The 5,735-nt window shown below is 69.9% G+C and carries 6 protein-coding genes; 5 read left to right on the forward strand and 1 reads right to left on the reverse strand.

What is annotated here, in order from left to right; genetic code table 11:
* A partial coding sequence (locus RI841_RS13820; protein WP_310706212.1) for a helix-turn-helix domain-containing protein occupies window positions 1-709 on the forward strand: 709 nt, incomplete at its 5' end.
* On the opposite strand, the gene RI841_RS13825 is transcribed toward RI841_RS13820, so the two are convergent.
* Window positions 681-1,337, reverse strand: coding sequence for a class I SAM-dependent methyltransferase (locus RI841_RS13825; protein WP_310706213.1), 657 nt, complete (start codon window positions 1,335-1,337; stop codon window positions 681-683). The genes RI841_RS13820 and RI841_RS13825 overlap by 29 nt on opposite strands.
* A gap of 173 nt (window positions 1,338-1,510) precedes the next feature.
* Between RI841_RS13825 and RI841_RS13830 the strand changes: the two genes are divergently transcribed.
* The 4 genes from RI841_RS13830 to RI841_RS13845 form a co-directional block, all read left to right on the forward strand.
* Window positions 1,511-2,725: an aspartate aminotransferase family protein gene (locus tag RI841_RS13830; protein WP_310706214.1), complete on the forward strand. Its 1,215-nt coding sequence runs from the start codon at window positions 1,511-1,513 to the stop codon at window positions 2,723-2,725.
* Between the two features lie 50 nt (window positions 2,726-2,775).
* The gene (locus tag RI841_RS13835) at window positions 2,776-3,864 is read left to right on the forward strand and encodes an arginine N-succinyltransferase (RefSeq protein WP_310706215.1); all 1,089 of its coding nucleotides are present in this window, start codon (window positions 2,776-2,778) and stop codon (window positions 3,862-3,864) included.
* Complete coding sequence (astA, locus tag RI841_RS13840; RefSeq protein ID WP_310706216.1) at window positions 3,864-4,910, forward strand: arginine N-succinyltransferase; 1,047 nt, start codon at window positions 3,864-3,866, stop codon at window positions 4,908-4,910. The genes RI841_RS13835 and astA overlap by 1 nt, the downstream gene beginning before the upstream one ends.
* Window positions 4,910-5,735: aldehyde dehydrogenase family protein (locus RI841_RS13845; protein WP_310706217.1), on the forward strand; the 826-nt coding region annotated here is incomplete at its 3' end. The genes astA and RI841_RS13845, both read left to right, overlap by 1 nt.

The following is a 5,735-nucleotide window of genomic DNA, read 5'->3' on the forward strand; positions in this document are numbered from 1 at the left end:
GGGCCCGCTGTCCGGTAGTGTTCCCACGCGCCTGATCGACTGGCTGAGCCGGTTGGCCGGGGCGGGCGTACTCTTGGGCGGCATCGGCGGTGGTACCGAGGTGCTGGCCCGGGCCGGGGTCCTGGATGGCTACCGGGCGACGCTGCCCTGGCAGCGCTTCGAGGCCTTCTCCGAGGCCTTCCCCCGCGTGCGCCTCTCCCGCCAGCTCTTCGAGATCGACCGCGACCGCTTGACCTGCGGCGGCGGCACCGCCGCCATGGACATGATGATGACCCTGGTGGGCAGCCAGCATGGCCCCCGGCTGGCCGAGCGCATTTCCGAGCACTTCGTGTTGGAGCGCATCCGCATGGGCGACGAGCCCCAGCAGGTCCCGCTGCGCTCGCGGCTCGGCCATGCCCCCGAGAGCCTGGCCGAGGCGGTGGCGCTGATGGAGGCCAACATCGAGGAGCCCCTGACCACCCACGAGCTGGCCGAGCACCTGGGCATCTCCCGTCGACAGCTCGAGCGACTGTTCAAGAAGTACCTGCAGGCGGTGCCCAGCCGCTACTACTTGGACCTGCGCCTGCAGCAGGCACGTCGGCTGCTTCGCGAAAGCGACCACCCCGCCGGCGAGATCGCCCTGCAGACCGGCTTCTCCTCGGCGGCGCACTTCTCCACCGCCTACCGCAACCACTTCGGCATCACGCCCCGCGAGGAGCGGCTGAGGTAGCGGCCACCGTGTCGCCCTTGCGTGCCACCAGGGCGCGGAACAGCGAGCCCATCATCACCGGCGTGTCCTGCTCGATGACGAAGCCCGCCGCCTCCAGCAGCGGCCGCGCCTGGCGGGTGATGTCGGTGGCGATGGCCGAGGTGAGGGCGTTGAGGCCGCGGCGGGCCAGGCCGGCCGGACGGTCGTCGGCCTGGAACTTGTCCATCACGCAGAGCTGGCCCTCCGGTTTCAGCACCCGCCTGGCCTCGGCGAGCCCCTTTGCGGGGTCGGGCATCACCGCGAGGATCAGGTGCATCACCACCACGTCGAAGTGGTCGTCGGGGTAGTCGAGGCGTTCGGCGTCCATGACCTCGGCCTGGACGTCGCGGCCCTGAGCCTCGGCGCGTCGCCCGAGGCGCCTGACCATGGCCGGGGAGAGGTCGGTGGCGTGCAGCTCGACGTCCCGCGGCAGCCAGGGCAGGTCGAGCCCGGTGCCGGCGCCGACCAGCAGCACCCGCATGCCGGGCTGCCAGGTCACCTGGCCGAGTGCCATGCGACGGGCCCCGCGGAAGGCGCGCTCGGCCACCAGGTCATAGACCGGGGCATAGAGCCCGTAGCGGATCCGGTTCCAGGCCGTGGTGTTGAACATCTCGGACTCCTCGTCGGCGGGGGGGCCGCGGCGTGCGTGGGGCGGCACGACGGCTGCCTTTTACACAACTCGCCGTCCCATTGCTGAAAGCCTCCCGCGCCGACGCTCCCTATACTCGAGTGTTAGTTGTCCCGAATGATAGTTGATCCGTCATGCCAGGAATGGAGAGCGACATGAGCCAGACCCCGACCCGCGCCGACTTCGACCACTACATGGTGCCCAACTACGCTCCCCAGAAGGCGGTTCCGGTGCGCGGCGAGGGGAGTCGCCTGTGGGACCAGGAGGGCCGCGAGTACATCGATTTCGCCGGCGGCATCGCCGTGAACGGCCTGGGGCACTGCCATCCGGTGCTGGTCGAGGCCCTCACGGCCCAGGCGAACAAGCTCTGGCACCTCTCCAATGTCTACACCAACGAGCCGGCCCTCAAGCTGGCGCGCAGCCTGGTCGAGCGCACCTTCGCCGACAAGGTCTACCTCTGCTCCTCCGGCGGCGAGGCCAACGAGGCGGCCCTCAAGCTGGCGCGGCGCTGGGCCCATGACCACCATGGCGAGCACAAGCACCGTATCGTCTCCTTTTCGCAGTCCTTCCATGGCCGCACCTTCTTCACCGTCAGCGTCGGCGGGCAGCCCAAGTATTCCCAGGGCTTCGGCCCGGTCCCGGGGGGGATCGTCCATGGCCAGTACAACGACCTCGACAGCGTGCGTAACCTGATCGACGATGACACCTGCGCGGTGATGGTCGAGCCGATGCAGGGGGAGGGTGGCATCATCCCCGCTGCTCCGGCGTTCCTGCAGGGGCTGCGTGACCTGTGCGACGCCTTCGATGTGTTGCTGATCTTCGACGAGGTGCAGACCGGGGCGGGGCGCACCGGTTCACTCTATGCCTACCAGCAGTATGGCGTGACCCCGGACATCCTGACCAGTGCCAAGTCGCTGGGCGGCGGCTTCCCGGTGGGCGCCATGCTGACAACCGACCGCGTGGCCCCGGCCATGGCCATCGGCACCCACGGCTCCACCTACGGCGGCAACCCGCTCGCCTCGGCCGTGGCTCTGGCCGCCGTGGAATATATCGACACCCCGGAGGTGCTCGAGGGCGTCAAGCACCGCCATGATCTCTTCCGCGAGCACCTCGAGGCGATCAACCGCCAGCATGGCGTGTTCCGCGAGATCCGCGGCATGGGCCTGCTGATCGGGGCCGAGATGGCGCCGGCGTACGAGGGGCGGGCCAAGGACATCCTGCCGCTGGCCCTCGAGGAGGGGCTGATGGCGCTGATCGCCGGCCCCAACGTGCTGCGCATGGCGCCCTCGCTGGTGATCCCGGAGGCTGATATCGCCGAGGGCATGGCGCGTCTCGAGCGGGCGGTGGCGCGGCTGGCAGCGGGGAAGTGAGCCCCGGTTCCACGATGCGTGACGACCCACCACTTGCCGGAGACCCTGCCATGCTGGTCATACGCCCCGTCCGTCCGGCGGACCTGCCGGCCCTGGAGCGCCTGGCCGGCAGCGCGACACCGCGGCTGACCAATCTGCCGGCGCACCGCGACCGCCTGGAAGAGCGGATCGCCCGCTCCCAGCGCGCCTTCGCTGCCGAGGTCGAGGCGCCTGGTGACGAGCACTACACCTTCGTGCTCGAGGACCTGGAGCGCGGCGAGGTGGCGGGCACCGCCACCATCCGTGCTCAGGTCGGTGCCCGCGAGGCCTACTACACTTATCGCCAGGAGACGCTGATCCACGCCTCGCAGCAGCTCGACGTGCGTCGCGAGGTGCCGACCCTGTCGCTCTCCCACGAGGTCTCAGAGGCGACCCTGCTCTGCGCCCTGTCGCTGGATGCCCGCTACAAGGGCACCAGCGCCGAGAGCCTGCTGCGCCGGGCGCGGCTGATGTTCATCGCCCAGTACCCGGAGCGCTTCGCCAGCATCCTGGCCATGGCCTTCCCCGGCTACCTGGACGAGCAGGGCGAGTCGCCGTTCTGGAACAGCGTGGGACGTCACTTCTTCGTGCGCGACTACCAGGAGATCAACTACCTGGCCGGCGTGCGTTCGAAGAGCTTCATCGCCGAGGTCATGCCGCAGTTCCCGCTCTATCTGGCGCTGCTCACGCCCCAGGCCCGGGCCGCCATCGGTCGCGAGCACCCCGACCACGAGTCGGCCTTGACCGAGATGCTGGCCGAGGGCTTCCTGCGTTCGCGCCACGTGGACATCTTCGATGCCGGTCCGGTGATCAAGGGCGAGCGGGAGCGTCTGGCGAGCTTCCGCCGAGCCGCCTGGCACCCGGTGCGTATCCGTCCCGCCCATGCGCTGCCCGATGCCGAGCCGGCCATGGTCGCCAACCAGCGCCTCGGCGACTTCCGCTGCGTGGTGGCGCGCTATGCCCTGTCGCCCACCGGCCAGCTGATGCTCTCCCCGGAACATGCCGAGCGGCTGGGCGTGGAGGAGGGGCGCGCCGTACTGGCCGCTCCCCTGGCACTGTCGGGGATGGGGGACGGCAGTCTCGACGCGCACGATCCGGGCTATGACGAGGGAGAGCTCTAATGCGCATTCGACCGATCGCCGAGGGCGACCTTGACGAGCTTCAGGCCCTGGCCCGGGAGACCGGGGTGGGCTTCACCTCGCTGCCCGACAATCGCGACTTCCTGGCGTCCAGGATCGCCTCGACGGTGGCCGCCTTCGAGGAGCGTACGCCGCAGGACCAGCGGCTCTACTTCTTCGTGCTGGAGGACGAGGCGCATGGTCGGCTGGCCGGCTGCTGTGCCATCGAGGGCCAGGTGGGGCGCGAGATCCCCTTCTACCACTACCGGCTGGGGACCCTGGCCCACTCCTCGGTGCAGCTCGACCTGCACCGCACCATCGACACCCTCTTCCTGAGCTCCGACCACACCGGCGATGCCGAGGTGGCCTCGCTGTTCCTGCGCCCCGAGTATCGCGGCGCGGACCGACGCCACCAGCGCAACGGTGCGCTGCTGTCAATGATGCGCTGGCTGTTCCTGGCCGAGTTCCGTGACCGCTTCCCCGAGAAGGTGCTCGCCGAGATGCGTGGTGTCTTCGACGACCAGGGGCGCAGCCCGTTCTGGGAGTGCCTGGGCAGCCACTTCTTCCCGCTAGACTTCGACGAGGCGGACAAGCTCACCGGGCTTGGCCAGAAGAGCTTCATCGGCGAGCTGATGCCCAAGTTCCCGATCTACACCCCCTTCCTCAGCGAAGCGGCGCGGGCCTGCATCGGCCAGGTCCACGAGCACACCCGCCCGGCGCTGGCCATGCTCAAGAAGGAGGGCCTGCGCTGGGAGGGCTACATCGATATCTTCGACGGCGGCCCGACCGTGGAGGCCTACATCGACGACGTGCGCGGCGTGCGGCTGTCGCGGCGCTGCCGGGTGGAGATCAAGACCGGCTCACGTGATGGCTCACCGCGGCCGCGCTGGCTGGCCGCCACCACCGGGATGGCCGGCTTCCGTGCCGCCTGGCTGGGACGAGGGCCAGACGCCGAGGGCGTGGTGACGCTCGACGAGGTCGAGGCGCGTCGGCTGGAGGTCGCCTCCGGCGACACCCTGCGCATACTGGATACCGAGGAGGAGGCGTGATGAAGGCAAGACGACAGCTGCTGGTCGGCGGCACCTGGCAGGCGGGTGAGGGGGAGGCCATCACCAAGCACGACCCCGTCTCCGATGAGCGCCTCTGGGAGGGCGCGGCCGGCACCGAGGCCCAGGTGGAGGCCGCGGTGGCCGCCGCACGGGGCGCCTTCCCGGCCTGGGCGCGCACTCCCTTCGACGAGCGCCAGGCACTGGTGGAGCGCTTCCGCGACGTGCTGGAGGGCCACCGCGAGGACCTGGCCACGGCCATCGCCCAGGAGACCGGCAAACCCCTCTGGGAGGCGCGTACCGAGGTCGGTGCGATGATCGGCAAGGTGGCGCTTTCGATCCGCGCCTACCAGGAGCGTACCGGCGAGCGCAGCCGCGACCTGGGGGACGCCACCGCCGTGCTGCGCCATCGCCCGCACGGGGTGATGGCGGTCTATGGCCCCTACAACTTCCCCGGCCACCTGCCCAACGGCCACATGGTACCGGCGCTGCTGGCCGGCAACTGCGTGGTGTTCAAGCCCAGCGAGCAGACCCCGCTGACCGCTGACCTCACCCTGCAGTGCTGGCAGGAGGCGGGGCTGCCGGACGGGGTGATCAACCTGGTGCAGGGTGCCGCCGCGACCGGCCAGGCGCTCTCGGCAAACCCCGGCATCGATGGCCTGCTGTTCACCGGCAGCGCCCGGGTAGGGGGCATCCTGCATCGCCAGTTCGCCGACCAGCTGGACAAGATCCTGGCCCTGGAGCTCGGCGGCAACAATCCGCTGGTGGTGAAGGACGTTCCCGACCAGGAGGCGGCGGTACTGACCATCCTGCAGTCGGCCTTCCTCT

The organism is Halomonas sp., assembly GCF_031581305.1.
GTDB lineage: Bacteria > Pseudomonadota > Gammaproteobacteria > Pseudomonadales > Halomonadaceae > Halomonas.